The following is a 14118-nucleotide window of genomic DNA, read 5'->3' as shown; positions in this document are numbered from 1 at the left end:
CCTCTTCTAGGGGGATCGGGTCTGGTACGTGAGCACCACCCGGCCGGCCGCGTCGGCCCATTCGGCGGCGCATCGCCGCACGTCGGCCGCTGTGACCTCGCGTAGCCGGGGCAGGAGCCGGCCGGTGTGGGCCGCGGCGCCGGTCAGGAGGGCGTGCCAGGTGAGTTCTTCGGCTCGGCCGCCGGTGGTCTCCAGGCGGGCGGCCCAGCCTGACTCCAGCCGGGTCGTGGCCCAGCGCAGGTCGGTGTCGGCGCAGCCGTCGGTGGCGAAGGCGGCGAGCTCTTCCTGGTAGGCCTCCTCCGCTGCGGCCGGCGTGACGCCCGGGCGGGGGGTGATCTCGGCGATGCCCAGGGAGGCGCCGCCCACGAGCGGGGTCAGCCGGAATCGCAGGTCGGTGACGAGGTCGCGGTCGTGGGCGAGCCTGCGCCACAGCGGGCCGCCCCGGCCGTGGCCGAGCATCACGGAGGTGACGCGGGCGGCGTCGAAGGCGGGTGTGCCGGCGGGGGCGACGCGGTGGCCGAGGAAGAGTTTGCCCGGGATGCGGCCGGTGACCTCCAGGCGCCGGACGCCGGTCGCGGATATCGGGGGTTCGGGTGGTGGCCGGGGTGGCGGGGTGGTGGCGGGGATCTGTCCCAGATATTTTTTCGCCCATTTCGCGGCTGTGGTCGCGGGGAAATCGCCGACCACTGCGACGACCGCGTTGCGGGGGGTGTAGAAACGCGTGAAAAAGGCGGTGAGGTCGTCGAGCGAGACGGTTTCGATGCCGTTCCTGGTGCCTACCGGATGGTGGTGGTAAGGGTGTCCGGGGGGAAACAGGTGGGCCAGCAGGAGTTCTTCGGCGGTGCCGTACGGGATGTTGTCGATTGTTTCGAGCCGTTCGTTCGCGACGACTTTTCGTTGTGCGTCGAGGCGGTCCTGTCCGGCTGTGTCGAGAAAGGTTCGCAGGCGTTCGCCCTCCAGCCACAGAGCCAGTTCCAGCCCGTCTTTGGGGAGGGTCTGCGCGTAATAGGTGGAGTCCATGGATGTTCGGGCGTTGGCCTGGCCGCCGAGGGATTCGACGAGGCGGACGTGCTCTCCGGGGGCGACTTCGCGTGAGCCCTGGAACATGAGGTGTTCCAGGAGGTGGGCCTGGCCGGAGTGGTTCTCGTGCCGTGCGCCGGCGCCGTAGCGGACGGCCACGGTGACCACGGGCATCGTGCGGTCCTCGGCGAGGATCGTCCGCAGTCCGTTGTCGAGTTCGAGTTCCGTGCAGCGGTCGCGCATGCTTCTGTGCTCCTCGCAGGCCGTGTGCGGCCCCCGGAAGGAGGGCCGCACACGTTTTTCGGTTACGGCGTTTCAGGCGCAGCAGAAACAGCCGCTGTTGGTCGGCCCGAACCGGCCGGAGACCTCGTCGCCCTCCTCGAACAGGTCCACGTCGGAGTGGCCCTCGACGTCGGCGTTGCCGCGGTCGCGGGCGGCGCCGAGGGTTTTGCCCACGCGGATGGCGGTGGCCAGGTCGTCCGCCGGAATGGAAGCGGCGGCTTCTTCGGTGGTCATGGTTTCGGAAGTCACGCGTCCTCCTGATGTGGTAAGTCAGCCGACCGTCTTCGGCTGCTTATATTGAGATTAACATGAATGGATGGGCCGGTCGAGATTCGTTTTGCAATTATTTTGGGGCCGGTAATTGTCATTTAATTTGCATGGGAATATGCGCCGCCGGCCGTGGCCGGTGGATTTGTTTTTCGTTTTTCCGGTGATCAGATTTTTCTTTTTTCCGCCTCCGTGAGCGCTGCCCGGATGCGGGTCGTGTCCGCCTCGGGCCCGAACGACGCCGACAGGCGCAGGCACGAGCGCAGCGCGATGATGACGGCCCCCTCTCCCCTGATGCCTTCGATCTCGTGGAGCGCGGCGGCCAGGTGCTCGCGCGCCGCCTCCACGCCTCCCAGCCGGTGCTGCCGCAACGCCGCCACCTGGTGGGCCAGGGCGCGCATGTCCCAGGGCGCACGGGGACCGGGCCGCAGGGGGGCCTCGGGGGCCACCCCGGTGGCCAGGGCGCTCTTCATGCGGCAGCGCTCGGCCGCGGCGTCCAGTCCCATCTCGCGATACAGCGCCGCCGCCCGCTCCAGCCAGCCGGCCGCGCCGGGCAGGTCGTCCTGCAGTTCCCTGACCATGCCGCGGAACTCGTAGGCGCCCGCCCTGCCGATGAGATGGCCGGTGCCGGCGAAGACGGACTCCGCCTCGGCCAGCAGGCTCTCGGCCTGCTGCCCGTGTCCGCGCATGGCGAGCAGGAACGCCATGGGGCAGGCGACGGCGGCGTCGCGGACCGGGGTCTCGGCCAGGCGCCGTCGCAGGTCGGCGCATTCGGTGAGCGCCTGCGTGGCCGGCGTGCCGCCGTAGGCCAGGCACAGCGCGAGGTTGCCGTAGATCTCGCTCTCCCCGAAGCAGTAGGCCGCCCGGCCGGCCTGGGACTCGGCGACTCTGAGGCTCGCCTCCGCGGCCCGGTAGTCGCCTGACTGGGCGGCCCGCAGGGCTTCGAGCAGCAGCAGCCGGGCCCGGGTTCCGGCGTCGCCGGACAGCTCGGCCAGGCGGTGGGCCTGGCGCAGCAGTCCGGCGTCCCACGTGCCACCGGTGAAGAGGATGGCCAGCTCGTTGGCGCGCAGGTTGGCCGCCGCGGGGAGGTTGGCCCTGCTGGGGACGCGGGCGCGGGTGCGCCTGATCCGGGCCAGGGCCTCGGCCGGACGGCCGCAGGCCGCCAGGGCGTAGGTCTCGATGGCGCCGATCTCCGCCTCCAGGGCGGGGCTGGCGATGCGCAGCCGCCGGGCGCGCCCGGCGAGCTCGAGCGCGAGCGAGACGTCGGCGCGGGAGATCGCCAGGCGGGCCGCCGCGCACAGGCAGCCCGCCGCCCGCGCGGCCGCCGAGCGGTCCTCGGCGGCGCCCGGCGCGAGGTCGTGCCAGGCGCGGTGGGCGTGCTCGGCGTGCAACGCGGCGGAGTCGATGTCGCCGGGGTAGCGCAGCGCGCGCCGGCGCAGATGCTCGGCGATGCCGGCGTGGATGCGGGCCCGCTCGGCCAGGCGCAGCCGCGTGTAGGCCACCTCCCCCACGAAGGCGGAGGTGAGCTCCAGACCGGCCTCGGCCAGCTGGGCGAGGGCGGCGTCCACCTCGGCCTCGCCCAGCCCGCAGGTGGCGAGGAGATCGGTGAGGGCGACCTGCCCGCCCCAGGCGCCCGCGCAGCCGAGGATCCGCACCGCCTGGAGGCCGAGCCGGTCGATCCGGGAGCCCAGCGCGGCCTCGGCACTGGGCGCGATGAGGTCGTGCCGGCCGGCGCCCGCGCCGGCCCCAGAGGCGGACTCTGCGCCGGTCCCAGAGGTGGTCCCAGAGGTGGTCCCAGAGGTGGTCCCAGAGGTGGTCCCAGAGGTGGTCCCAGAGGTGGTCTCTGCGGCGGTTTCCGCGGCGGTTTCTGCGGCGGTCAGGGCGGCGAGCTGCTCCAGGAACAGGGGGTTGCCGCCGCTGCGCTGGACGATCTCGTCGGCGTGCGGCAGCGCCCCGGGCAGGCTCAACCGGGCGGACAGGCTCTCCAGCAGGGTACGGGACTCGGCGGGCGTGAGCAGGGGCACGGCCAGCCGGTCGGCCTCGGGGATCGCGAGCGTGGGCAGCGCGCGCCCGCTCAGCAGGAGGACCACGCTGCCGCCACCGGGCTCGTCGGGCCCGCCGCAGAGCTGGGCCAGCTGGTCCAGCGCCTTGTGGCAGTCGTCCACGATCACCACGACGGGGCACCGGTGAGACAGCCGGGCCAGGCGGCGGCGCAGCGTCCAGCGCAGCTCTTCGGCGCTGCGGTGCGCGGCCGAGCGGCCGGGCCGTTCGGCGCGGGCGGGCCCAGCCGGCCCGCCCAGCCCGCCGCCCGCTCCGCCGTTCAGCTCGCCGTTCAGCCGGGCCAGCTCGTGGTCGAGCTGCTGGAGCGGCCACAGCCCGCGCCGGTCGCCGTCGTGTTTGCAGGTGACGAACAGCACCTGACCGCGGCTTTCCAGGGCCCGGCCGAGCTGGTGCAGGATCCTGGTCTTGCCGACGCCGATGTCCCCCTCCAGGGCCAGCGTCGACAGGCCGGGCTCGCGCATGGCCCGCTCCAGCCTCGTGGTCAGGTCGGCCAGCAGGCGCCGCTGGTTGACCATCTGGTTGACCGGCTGGTGGACCGGGGGGCCGCCGTGCCGGGCGTCGCCGCCCCGCTCCACCAGCCAGCACCGCAGGGGGTGGGCGAAGCCCTTGGCCTCGACGGGGTCCAGGGGGCGGCAGTGCACGGCCTGTCTGGCCAGCAGCCAGGTCTTCAGGTCGAGGACGACGCCGCCGGACGGGGCGAACTGCTGCAGCCGGGCGGCGCGGTTGGTGACGGGCCCGACGGCGAAGGAGGCCGAGCGGGTGGTGGTGAGCACTCTGCCGGAGGCGATGCCGAAGCGTACGGACAGTTCGATGCCGCGGCGGCGCAGGGCTTTGGCCCGCCCGGCCAGCCGGCGCAGGGCCTCGCCCGCGGCCTGGACGGCGCGGACCGCGTCGTCCTCCTGCTCGCCGTCCGCGCCGAAGACGCCGACGACGGCGTCCCCGATGAACTTCTCCAGGCGGCCGCCCTGCGCGTGCAGTGCCTGGCTGACATCCGTGAAGTACGCCTCCAGGACGTCGTTCCAGAGCTCGCCGCCGAGCCGTACGGCCAGTTCGGTCGAGCGTTCGACGTCGCAGAAGACGACCGTGACCAGCCGGATGCGTGCCTGCGCCGGCTGGGTGGCCGTGATCGCGGCGCCGCAGGCCATGCAGAAGCGGGCGGCGGCCGGGCCGGTGGCGCCGCAGCGGCGGCAGACGGCGTCGTTCCTGGGTGCGAGGGCGGTGTTCACCAGCAGAACCCACCACCGTCCATGTGGCCCTCGACGTCGCCCGCCGCCTCCTCCAGCCGGCTCTTGACCTCGGCCAGCAGTTCGATCTCCTCCGGCGACAGCGACTGCAGCACCGCGAGCTGCTCGGGGGTGGCCAGCTCCAGGTCGAAGCCCAGCTCGGCGAGGCGGGACAGGTCGGTCATGGTCGGTCGCTCCTTTCTGCGCGCGGGACGAGCTCCCGGACGACGTCGCCCAGGCCGCGTACGGAGGTCAGCGCGCTGCGCGTCAGCAGGGACTCCTGGCGGCGGCTGATCGGGCCGGTGTCGAGGAGGCGGGCGAGCCGGTCGCCGTGGCGGGCGTCGAGGAGCGCGTGGCCGGTGATCGTCCTGAACGCCGTGCCGGGCAGCCCGGTGCGGCCGGCCAGCGACCGGGCGAGTTCGCCGGCAGGGGGGTACCACTCCAGCACGGCGATGTGGCCGAGGAGCGCGATGGGGTGCTCGTGGCGCAGCCAGTAGTACTGCGCGCCCACCAGCCGGGCGACCGCGGGGGCGGCCAGGCGTTCGCGTAGGTTCCGGGGGGTGCCGCCGGCTGCCGCGTAGTCGGACACGACCCAGGCGCTGTGCCCTGATTCGTCCTTGATTTGTGCGGTGTAGTAGGAGGCGAGGGCGGGCGCGACCGGGTCCGTGCGCCGCTCGCTCTCCTGCAGCGCGGCGCGCAGCAGGGGGACGGTCGCCCGCGTCATGGCGTAGGAGATCTCCAGCCAGGACAGGTACGCCTCCCGGTCGCCGGAGAACATCCGGCCGCTCGCCCGGGCCAGGCCGGGGGCCAGCAGGTCGAGCAGCGCGCGCAGCCGGGTGCCCGGCGTCGTCCTACCGGCCATGGCGCCCCTCGGGAATCGTCGCGGCCAGCGCCACGGCCATGCGCCGGGCCTCGGGCGCGGCCTCGGCTGTGTCGTGGGCGGCCCAGCAGGCGCGGCAGATGTCGGCGTGACGCGTGTCCCGCAGCGCGGCGAACGGCGGGAGGGCGGCGAGCGCGCCGGGGCCGTGCGCCCCGACGACCTGCAGGACGGGCGAGGCCCGCAACGAGCGCAACGCGGCGGCGACCTGGCCGCGCTCATCCGCGAACGAGCGCAGCGCGGCGGGTCCGCCGCCCGCGATGACGGCCTCGCCGCAGCAGCCCAGGACCGTGCCGTCGTAGCGGATGGTGGGAGAACGGGTGAGCGGGCAGCGGCCGAATTCCGCGCACCGCCTGCGGGGCGTCGGGTGGAAGACGCCGGCGCCGCGTCCGTGCCGCAGCGGCGTGATGACGTTCACCTCCGCGCCGGCGCCGGCCACGGCGGCGAGGGGTCCGGGCAGGCGTGGCTCGCGGCCCGGCTCGCCGAGGAGCTGGACGATGAGGTGGCAGCCGGCGTCGATGATCGCCCGTGCGGCGAGGGCCGCCCGCGCCGCGCCGACCGGGTGAAATCGGTCGGTGCTCAGGACGACCGTCGACACCTGGCTCAGGGTCCGCGTGATCCAGGAGTCCGGCCGGGCCGGCGCCCAGTAGCCGCTGGTGAAGACGACGACGTCCTTGCCCGCCTCGCGCAGGACGGAGACGGCGTGCGACAGGCCGCGCCGTTCGGCGAACGGCTCGCCGCCGGAGATCGCGACGGCCTGGAGTTCGGGCACGGCCGCGATTCCCGCGACGATCTCGGTGAACAGCTCCCAGTCCGTGATGCCTGCGCCGTCGGCCTCGGCGGAGACCGAGCAGTGGCGGCAGCCGACGGGGCAGCGGTCGGTGATGAACAGCAGCGCGCTGGCGCCGGGTGTGGCACGCAGTCGCTCGGTGTCCGCCAGTGTCAGCCTGCGCACGCGTCCTCCCATCCCAGCGCGACCAGGCGGCTGTAGCGGGCCGATCCCCACCGCGCCACGAAGCGGTAGGGGTCGCGGTCCTCGGCCAGAGCGCGGGCCATCCTCTCCACGGCCCGGCCGGCCGCTCCGTCCAGGTACTGCTGCGCGCGCGCCGCCGTTGCCGGCTCCTCCGACAGGCGCATGCACGTCGCGCACGGGCCGCCGGCGGGCTCGCCGGAGCCGAAACGCCGCTGGGTCAGCTCGGGGCCGATCGCCCGGACCATCCGCAGCAGGGCGCGGGCCTCGCGCCGGGCACGCAGCGCCGGCCAGCCGTCCGTGGCCCGGCCCAGGACCAGATGTGCGGGGCGGTGCCGGTCGAGCAGGCTCTGGCGGGCGCAGCCGTACACCGTGCCGTCGTAGCCGACCAGCGGCCACGTGGCGAAGTCGCAAGGCCCGGGCCCGGCGGCAGGTGCGGCAACCGGCCCGGCGGCAGGCGCGGGTGGCCGGGCGCGGGCGCGGCCGGTCGGCTGGAGATGGGTGACCAGGACGGGCACCCGGTCGGCGAACTCTCGCCTGATGTCGGCGACGGTCTCGGCCAGGTACGGGTCGTCGTCGTCGACGCCGGTGACCTGGAAGCTCACGCCGGGCACGAGGTCCAGCGCGGCGTGGACCGCGCGGTAGACCTCCGCCCTGGCCACCTCGCGCTCGTGGTGGGCATCCAGGCTGGCCGCCAGGTGGTCGACGGAGCCGAGCGCGCGCCGGATCGGCCCCGGCAGTCCTCGCCCGGATCGCGCGAAGTACATGCCCGACAGGACGTAGCTGCGGGTCCCGGCCTGCCTGGCCCGTCCGGCGAGCTCGGTCACCAGACCCGCCCGCAGCAGCGGTTCCCCGCCCGACATCAGCACGACCTCGGGGTGGTCGTCGCGGGTGAACGACTCCACCAGCCGGCGGAAGGGGCCGCCCGGGAACTGCGTCCCGCCCATCGAGGAGTCCGTCGAGCAGTGAGCGCACGACAGGGGGCAGCGCTGCGTGAGCGCCAACTGGATCCCGGCGGCGGGGATCGCGCGCAGTGCGGCTATCTCGGCCAGGTGCATGCCGTGCCTACCCGCGCTCGCCCAGCAGCTCGGCCAGGGCGGTGACGAGGGCGTCGGCGGCCTGGCGGCCTTTGCCGTCCCGGCGGCCCAGCGCGGCGTCCAGCCGCCGCAACGGGTCCGACTCCTGCTGCGCCCGCAGGCCCGGTCCGAGGGATCGGGCCGCGACCAGCAAGGACAGCGCCGCCGACGACTGGCGGGTGATCTCCGTGAGCAGCTCGATCGCCGCGGTGTCGCCGTAACCGTCCAGCCGGGGATCCAGCACCTCCAGCACCCCGATCGACTCGCCGTCGAGGTCGAGGGGGCCGGCCATGATCTCGTTCGGCACGAATCCGGTGCTCTCGGCGAACTCACGGTTGAACCGCGGGTCGCGCCGCAGGTCGTGCGCGATGATCGTCTCTCCGGTGTTCCAGACCCACCCGACGATCCCCTGGTCGCAGGGGACGGACACGCCCAGCAGCCGGTCCTCGCCCGCGCCCGAGGAGGCCTCGAAGACGAGCTCGTCGCGCCGGCGGTCGTACAGGAACACCGAGGCGGCGCCGGATCGGAAGGCGAGGCGGGCCAGCCGTACCGACGAGCGCAGCAGCTCGTCGTGGGTGGCCGGGTCGAGGAGCCGGCCGACCGTGGGGCGCAGGGCGCCCGGGATCTCGTAACTCACGTCTCTCCTCACCTGAGATTGCCTGCCGCGCCCGCCAGCACCTGCTTGAGCTGCGCCGTCCTGAACCCCGGGTGTTTTTGCAGGATGCGCGCGCACAGTCCGGTGACGTGGGGGGCGGCGAAGCTGTTGCCGGATACGGTCAGCCTCGCGCCGGGCGGTCCCGCCGCAGGGATGCCGACCCCGGGGGCGAAGAACTCGACGGGCGGGTCCGGGCTGAGTTCGATGTGTTCGGGGTCCTGCGAGTCGTGGGAGCCCACGGACAGCACGGAGGGGAAGCGCCACGGGTAGCTGTCCACCGGGCTGTTGTGCGCGGCCGACACCAGGGTCACCCCGGCGAAGTAGGCCTCGTCGGCCAGGTCATGGAGCTGTTCCTTGAAGGCGGGTTTGCGGGTGGACAGGCTCAGGTTGACCAGGGCGAAGCGGTGCCGGATGGCCCATCGCAGGGCCGTGAGCAGCGCCTCTCCCTGGCCGTGCAGGTTGCGTCCCAGGACGCGGACGCTGACCAGGTCGCAGTCCGGCGCCAGCCGGCGGATGATCGCCGCGCAGGTGGTCCCGTGTCCCGCGCTGTCGCCGTCCTGGTCCGGCTCGACCGTCCAGGAGGTCCCGCTCTCCTGTACGGCGAAGCAGTCGACGCGGCCGGGTGCGTCCTCGGCCCGGACGCCGCTGTCGATGAGGCACACGCGTACGTTCCTGCCGGTGGCCTCGCCCCAGGCCCATTGGCGCGAGATGGCGCCGGGCAGCACCAGGTTGCGCGCGTCCACCGTGGCGCCGGTGGAGGTGTGGGCGAAGCGGATGGTCCTGCGCGGGTGCGCCGCCGTGCCCGTCATGGCGCCCGTCATGGCGCCCGTCATGGCGCCCGTCATGGCGCCCGTCATGGCGCCGGGCATGGCGCCGGGCATGGCGCCGGTCATGACCGGTGACCGGCGCCGTCGTGGGCGCGCAGGCGGTAGTGCAGGCCGCCGACCGCGGGCGTCTCGACCGTCAGCGCGCCGCGCAGGGCCGAGGCGGGCGCGGGTAGCGCGTGCGCCACGACTTCGGCGGCCTCGCCGCGCGCCGAGCCCTCGCGAAGGAGGATCAGCGCCACGGGGACGAGCACCACCATGGCCGCCACGACGATCGGCTGGAAGGAGCCCATGGCGCCCAGCCAGAGCGCGCCGATGGCCAGCCCGCCCACCTGCGCGAGGTTGGTGTAGGCGTCGAGCGTGGCGAAGGAGCGCCCGAGCAGCTGCTCCGGCACGGCGTTCTGCACGACGGTGACGTAGACCACGAAGAGCACCGACGTCCCCAGGCCGACCAGCGCGATGCCCGCCACCGCCAGCGGCGCCAGGCCCGACAGCAGGGCGGGGCCGACCGCGCAGAAGGCGGCCGTCACGCACAGGCCCGCGCCCCGGATCCGGTGGGTGGCGGCGAACCAGGTGCCCAGGGGGCCGCCGAGCATTCCGCCGATGGCCTGGCTGGTGGCCAGGACTCCGGCGAAGTCCGGTGACGCGCCCAGCCCGGAGGTGATCATCGCGAACCAGCTGCTGGACAGGAACCCGGCCGCCAGGCCGCACCCGAGGTTGAGCAGGGTGACCGTACGCAGTTCTGGCCGGCTGGTGATGAGCCTGGTGCCGTGCCGGAGGGCCTGGATGTAGCTTTCGGGCTCCGGGCGCGCCGGGCGGTGTCTCCCCGTCCGCGCGAGGGGAGCGAGCAGTGCCAGGGACACCAGGAACGTGGTGATGTCGAAGACGATCACGGCGGTGATGCCGCCGGACATCGTGAAGATCAGCACCCCGGTCCCGGGGGCGGCGAGCCGGCCGGCCTGCATCGCCGACTGCAGCCACCCGTTGACCGACGACAGCCGGTCGGCCGGGGCGAGCTGGGGCAGCATCGCGTCGCCCGCCACCGAGATCAGGCCGGCGTTGACGCCCTGCAGGAGCTGGACGACGTAGACGATCCAGATGTCGGAGCGGTCGTCGACGAGGAAGAAGCACGAGATCATCGCCGCTCCGGCGGCCTGGCTCGCGGCGAGGGCGGCCAGCCGGTCCATTCTGTCGATCAGCTGGCCGATGAGCGGGTAGGCGAGGGTCGGCAGGGCGAACAGCAGCATCGACAGGGCGGCCGCGTCGTCGCGTCCGGTCAGGGTCCTGACCCAGATGACCACGACCATGCCGGACGCCCAGCTGCCGAAGGTCGACAGGGCGCGGGAGCCGACGAAACACACCAGGAGCGCACGGCCAGGGTTGGCGATCATGGACCTCTCTCCAGTGGGGGTCAGGCCAGCGGGATCGGCGCGAGGTTGACGGGCCGCCCGCTGACCAGGGCCTGGCGGGCGGGGTGGCGGCGCAGGCGGCGGGCGAGGTCGGGGCTGCCGGGTCCCAGTTCGAGCGGATACAGGTCCGGCGAGCGGGCGACGATCGTGTGGATCCCGTGGGGGCGTAGCCAGGCGGGCGTGATGTCGGCCGCATGGATGGCGACGCCGGCGCGGGCCAGCCGCTCGGCCAGGGCGCGCACGTTCTGCTCGCTGCGGTCCTGCTCGCAGTCGGTCTGCCCGCTGTCGGTCTGCCCGCTGTCGGTCTGCCCGCTGTCGGTCTGCCCGCTGTCGTCGCCGAGCGCGGCGGCCCGGGCGGTGGCCCGGGCGGTGGCCCGGGCGGTGGCGACGGGTCCCGAATCGAAGAGGTCGAGCAGCCGGGCCTTGTCCGGATCGAGGTAGTAGAAGGCGTGGTCGACGAAGTCCCCGAACGTGAGCTCCTCGTGCCGTCCCAGCCTGAGGCGTTCCGCGGCGACCTGGTGGACGCTGCCGGCCTCGACGGCGGCGCGCGCGGCCGCCCGCCGCAGCGTGCGGTCGGCGGCGCTGCCGACGGTGCGCACCAGGTGGCCGTCCACCTGCCCGCCGGCGACGCAGACCACGATCGGCAGGCCGTGCAGGGGCGACAGATCGGCCAGGGTGAGGGTCAGGCCCTGCCCGCGCAGCGCTTCGACCTGGTCGGGAACGAGGTCGTCGGCGGGCAGGCGCGGCGGGCGAAGGCCGAACCGCCACGTCGTCATGAGGGCATCGCGTTCCAGCAGCTCCAGGAGGCCGCGCTCCACCGCGCTCCAGTAGGAGTCGCCGGCGGCCGCCCCGTTCGAGGTCGGCCGGTCGGGGCCGGCGGCCCTGGGGCAGGGTGGCGGGTGGAGGTAGAAGTCGCCCGCGGGACGGTCGAGCATGGCGCCGGAGGCGAGGTCGCGCACCGGGACGGTCCGGCCGGCGAGCGGGCAATCCGGGCCGGCCGGACCGTGCCCGCGGCCCGGAGGTTCCCTGAGGGCCAGGCGTTCGGCGCATTCGTAGAGCGCGTTCCTTCTGGCCGACGCCTGGTCCGGCGAGCGTCCCGCGCCGCTCGTCGGGATGAACGCGCCGTGCAGCCGATCGACCGCCACCCCCGAGGCGATCACCAGCCAGTCCGCGCCGCCGTGGGTGTGCGGGGCGTGTTCGGTGACCTCGAACACGGGTCCGGTGCGCGCCGAGACCAGGGCCTGCTCCAGGCCCGCGGGCATCACCATGACGCCTCGCCCCCGCAGGCGGGGCAGGCGGCCACCGGCACGAGGGTGTGACGCGTGATGGCGGCCCCCGGCCGCGTCGGCACCTCGACGTACGATCCGGACGGCGAGGGGTCCGCGCGCAGCCAGTCCAGCGCCATGCGGGCCGCCAGGCCGGCGATCATGTGGAGGTGCCACGGGCCGGCCGGTCCCGACCTGCCCGAGCGCATCAGGACGCCGTACTCGGCCGGGTGGGCGTAGGCGCTGGCGCGCCTGGACCAGTAGCACTCCAGGCACCCGGTACGGCCGGGCACGAACAGCGGGCCGACGAGCACCGGGGCCGCCGCCCGCGAGTCCACCAGCAGCCACGGGGCCCCGGCGGCCAGGAAGGCGCGGTTGGCCCTCGAAAGTTCTTCCGGCCCCGCGACGACCACGGCCAGCCCGCCGGGCGGGCACGGGCCCGGGACGGGCTTGCCGTACACCTCGTGGGGTTGCCCGCGCAGCTCGGCGCGCAGCAGGTCCTCGATGAGGGCGGCGCTCTGCCCACTGCCCTGCACGGTGATCGACCGGCCGGCGGGCGCGCCGGCCCCGGGGTCGCGCTCGCGCAGGACACCCCGCTCGGCGAGCCGGCTCAGCCGGGCGGCGCTGTCCGGGCCGGAACGGATGACCCGCCGGCGGCCGGCCAGCAGTTCGCGCACCTGCCGGCCGGTCCGCCCCCGCAGGATGGCGTACCAGCCGTGTGCCGAGACGATGACGCCGCCGGGCAGGTCGTGGAGGTCGGCCCAGCTCGCGTGCGGCGTCGGCTCGTACTCGATCGGCGGCGGTTCAGTCACAGCGGACCAGCCCCTTCGACTGCGCGGCCAGGTCCAGCCGCTGCCGCCAGTTGAACTTGTAGCTGGGGCAGGGCGGGGCGCCGTCGTGCCACAGCTTCGGGCAGCTGCCGCCGCACACGGGCAGGAACGGGCAGCGGGCACAGGGCCACCGGTCCTGCTCGATCTCGTCGTACCAGGTGTCGAACATGCCGGCGGGCCGCAGGGCGGTGGTGGCGAGGTCGTCGAGCGTGGCGAGCACGCCGCTGTCCCGGTCGCGGGGCACCAGGGGGTGCTCCGAGCAGGAGTAGACGGCGCCGGACGGGTCGAGGAGCTCGCCGTTCCTGGTCGTGGCCAGGCACGTCGTGCTCCGGCGCCGGGTGGGCAGCAGCCGGAAGCGCAGCCCCAGCGAGCGGGCCAGCGCCAGCCACTCGGCCTCCCGCTCGGCGTAGCCCGCCGGGGTGAGTTCCACGTCGGAGACGTCGTTGCCCCAGGAATGCACCGGCATGAGGTCGAGGTCGACCGACGGGTGCCCGAGCCCGTGCGCCGCCAGGGTCTGCAGCAGGCCGGGGATGTCGTCCTGGTTCTCGGCGTCGACGTTCACGCGGATGTCGAAACGCAGCTGCGGATGGTTGCCGGCGGCCAGCACCGATGACAGCAGAGCGACGATCTTGCCGAAGGTCCGGCGGCCGTTCTTCATCTTCCTTCTGCGGTCATGGGTGTCGGCGGCGCCGTCCAGCGTCACCTGGATGGCGCGCACCCCGCACTCCCCGTACAGGACGTCCACCCGGCGCTCGTCGAGGAGGCTGCCGTTGGTGATGATCGCCGCGGAGTAGCGGGTGTCGTGCCGGGCGGCGGCGGGCAGGAACCGCCCGCTCATCTCGACGATGGTGCGAAAGCCCAGCAGCGGTTCGCCGCCGAACCAGGTGACCTCGACGTGGCCGGTGCCGGGGTCCGAGATGGCCGCCAGGACGCGGGCGATCATCCGTTCCATCCGCTCTTGCCGCAGCGAGCCCTTGCGATGCTCCTGGCCGCAGTAGCTGCACGCCATGTTGCAGTACGCGGTCGGCATGATGGTGAATCCGCGCAGCCCGGGACGGGCCGAGGTGTCCCTGATGCCCTCCAGCACCGGGCCGAGCTCGTCCTGAGGGGGCACCAGGATCTCGCGGCGGGCCAGGTCGTCGCGGACGTCCTGGCTCAGCTCGGCCAGGTCCCCCGTTTCCAGCAGGCGCGCGGTCCGCGGCGACACGGAGAAGACGCGGGCGGTGATGGTCGAGTAGCCCAGGCACACCCGTTCGCCGGCCTGGGTCCGGTATTCGTGGGGCGACAGGAGGAGGTATCTGCTGCGTACCAGAGGTGACATCGGCGGCATCCGATCCATGGCTGGCGTGTGGTTCAACC

General features: G+C 73.9%; 13 protein-coding genes. All 13 read right to left on the bottom strand.

What is annotated here, in order from left to right; all coding sequences use genetic code 11:
* Positions 1-6: 6 nt before the first annotated feature.
* Positions 7-1263 (bottom strand): M16 family metallopeptidase, encoded by a 1257-nt coding sequence (locus tag H4W80_RS06575; RefSeq protein WP_192784247.1) that lies wholly within the window; start codon positions 1261-1263, stop codon positions 7-9.
* A gap of 72 nt (positions 1264-1335) precedes the next feature.
* Positions 1336-1551 carry a hypothetical protein gene (locus H4W80_RS06570; protein WP_192784246.1) on the bottom strand — a complete coding sequence of 72 codons (216 nt, stop codon included), beginning with the start codon at positions 1549-1551 and terminating at the stop codon, positions 1336-1338.
* 185 nt (positions 1552-1736) lie between these two features.
* The gene (locus H4W80_RS06565; RefSeq protein ID WP_192784245.1) at positions 1737-4856 is read right to left on the bottom strand and encodes an AAA family ATPase; all 3120 of its coding nucleotides are present in this window, start codon (positions 4854-4856) and stop codon (positions 1737-1739) included.
* Entirely contained in the window at positions 4853-5038 is a 186-nt protein-coding gene (locus tag H4W80_RS06560) for an aroma-sacti cluster domain-containing protein (protein WP_192784244.1), read from the bottom strand. The genes H4W80_RS06565 and H4W80_RS06560 overlap by 4 nt, the downstream gene beginning before the upstream one ends.
* Entirely contained in the window at positions 5035-5715 is a 681-nt protein-coding gene (locus H4W80_RS06555) for an iron-containing redox enzyme family protein (protein ID WP_192784243.1), read from the bottom strand. Before H4W80_RS06555 ends, H4W80_RS06560 begins: the two co-directional genes overlap by 4 nt.
* A complete protein-coding gene (locus H4W80_RS06550; RefSeq protein WP_192784242.1) occupies positions 5705-6685 on the bottom strand; it encodes a 4Fe-4S cluster-binding domain-containing protein in 981 nt (326 codons plus the stop codon). The genes H4W80_RS06555 and H4W80_RS06550 overlap by 11 nt, the downstream gene beginning before the upstream one ends.
* Positions 6673-7758, bottom strand: a complete 1086-nt coding sequence (locus H4W80_RS06545) for a radical SAM protein (RefSeq protein WP_192784241.1) — start codon at positions 7756-7758, stop codon at positions 6673-6675. The genes H4W80_RS06550 and H4W80_RS06545 overlap by 13 nt, the downstream gene beginning before the upstream one ends.
* 7 nt (positions 7759-7765) lie before the next feature.
* On the bottom strand, positions 7766-8413 hold the full coding sequence (locus H4W80_RS06540) for a GAF domain-containing protein (protein WP_192784240.1): 648 nt from the start codon (positions 8411-8413) through the stop codon (positions 7766-7768).
* 8 nt (positions 8414-8421) lie between these two features.
* Complete coding sequence (locus H4W80_RS06535) at positions 8422-9324, bottom strand: S8 family serine peptidase (RefSeq protein ID WP_225963289.1); 903 nt, start codon at positions 9322-9324, stop codon at positions 8422-8424.
* A complete protein-coding gene (locus tag H4W80_RS06530) occupies positions 9321-10646 on the bottom strand; it encodes an MFS transporter (RefSeq protein ID WP_192784239.1) in 1326 nt (441 codons plus the stop codon). Before H4W80_RS06530 ends, H4W80_RS06535 begins: the two co-directional genes overlap by 4 nt.
* A gap of 20 nt (positions 10647-10666) precedes the next feature.
* On the bottom strand, positions 10667-11932 hold the full coding sequence (locus H4W80_RS06525) for a YcaO-like family protein (RefSeq protein WP_192784238.1): 1266 nt from the start codon (positions 11930-11932) through the stop codon (positions 10667-10669).
* Positions 11926-12741 (bottom strand): TOMM precursor leader peptide-binding protein, encoded by an 816-nt coding sequence (locus tag H4W80_RS63400; protein WP_192784237.1) that lies wholly within the window; start codon positions 12739-12741, stop codon positions 11926-11928. Before H4W80_RS63400 ends, H4W80_RS06525 begins: the two co-directional genes overlap by 7 nt.
* Positions 12734-14080, bottom strand: a complete 1347-nt coding sequence (locus H4W80_RS06515; RefSeq protein ID WP_192784236.1) for a radical SAM/SPASM domain-containing protein — start codon at positions 14078-14080, stop codon at positions 12734-12736. The genes H4W80_RS63400 and H4W80_RS06515 overlap by 8 nt, the downstream gene beginning before the upstream one ends.
* Positions 14081-14118 lie beyond the last annotated feature (38 nt).

The sequence above is a fragment of the Nonomuraea angiospora genome (genome assembly GCF_014873145.1).
Taxonomy (GTDB): Bacteria; Actinomycetota; Actinomycetes; order Streptosporangiales; family Streptosporangiaceae; genus Nonomuraea; species Nonomuraea angiospora.
This window is presented reverse-complemented; position numbering and strand designations above follow the sequence as displayed.